The 1,261-nt window shown below is 31.5% G+C and carries 1 protein-coding gene and 1 pseudogene; both read right to left on the bottom strand.

The window, feature by feature from the left end:
• Positions 1-89: 89 nt before the first annotated feature.
• Positions 90-692 carry a DUF6705 family protein gene (locus ABD730_RS17130; protein ID WP_344716117.1) on the bottom strand — a complete coding sequence of 201 codons (603 nt, stop codon included), beginning with the start codon at positions 690-692 and terminating at the stop codon, positions 90-92.
• Positions 693-741: 49 nt separating this feature from the next.
• Positions 742-1,261: pseudogene (locus ABD730_RS17135) on the bottom strand (hypothetical protein); the annotation flags it as partial.

The raw sequence follows: 1,261 nt of genomic DNA on the forward strand, positions 1-1,261 counted from the left end.
TACTGATAAGCTTATGACGAGTATTATAATTATTTTTTTCATAATTAAAATAAAAGGCCTCGGCTTAAAACCAAAGCCTATTAAAATTTCTACTGCTTTATAAACGTATAATTTCCAAAAGGAATTCTATTTTCTAAGGGAGACTCTTCAGTTGGACGTATATAATAGTTAAAGGCATAGAATACAACATTCATTTTTTCTACACCATTTTCTACCTTGTGTCTTAATACCATAGCAGAATTTATATATTCATAAAGGGGGTCTTGGTAGTAAACAAATACTTGTCTTTGATTAATGGCGCATTCATCGCATACTGGTTGTTGCTCTTTGTGTAATATTGTATTGCCGGCAATATAATGATCTAACCCTATTAATGTGTTGTCATCAAGTCGAGACAGGTAATCTTGAATAACCGTATTTCCAACTGTAAATTTGTACTCTCCTACAAGGTAGTCCTCGTACTGATTATAATCACTATCGTAAACATCTTCCTTTTTTTGAAAAACAATAGTAACTATAGAGTCATTTCTTTGCCATTTCCAAGTGCCTTCAAATTGACTAAGATCGTTATCTAGATCTTTATAATGAGTGCCTTCTGGCATATTGGTATTTGCCCGGTATAAAGGTGCGATTTGAGCTTTACAGTTGTATACTGATAAGCTTATGATGAGTATTATAATTATTTTTTTCATATTTAAAATAAAGGCTTCGATACATACATAACCGAAGCCTTTTTATAAATTACTGTTTTGTAAAAGTTAAAAATGTATCTACAGGAAAAGGAAACGTTAAAGGTGCATTGCAATCATTAGACGTAATTGTGTCATGCCCAGGACTTAAGTGAAACAGCATTTCATTTCCACCTAAACTATCATTATCTATATTAATTACTACATCTCCAAATTGCCCACATTTAGTATTTGGTCCCAAATAAGATACCAAATAAGATTCATTATCATTAAGAAAGAATTGTCCATTCATAACTGAGGGACTCTTATTTGGTAAGTTTGTGGTATCATCTAGAACTACACCATTATTATCTGTGATCTTATGCTTAATTAATAAAATATCTATTTTTATTGTTGCTAGCATACTCTCAAATTTTGTAATGGTTAACTCATAATGTTTGCTGTTATAATCTAGTGTCCAAACGCCTAAAAACTCATCGAGTGTGTTGTTAATGTCTTTTACTCCAGTAATATGGTCTGGTAGGCCTTCATCTTCGCTTAAAAAATAGGTGTTTGCTTCTTCTAAAGAGATT

The organism is Winogradskyella damuponensis, assembly GCF_039538385.1.
In the GTDB taxonomy this organism is placed as follows: Bacteria; Bacteroidota; Bacteroidia; order Flavobacteriales; family Flavobacteriaceae; genus Winogradskyella; species Winogradskyella damuponensis.

What these genes read in the sequence shown, in the direction of transcription:
- ABD730_RS17130 (WP_344716117.1), bottom strand. Translation starts at nt 692, where the DNA reads ATGAAAAAAATAATTATAATACTCATCATAAGCTTATCAGTATACAAC.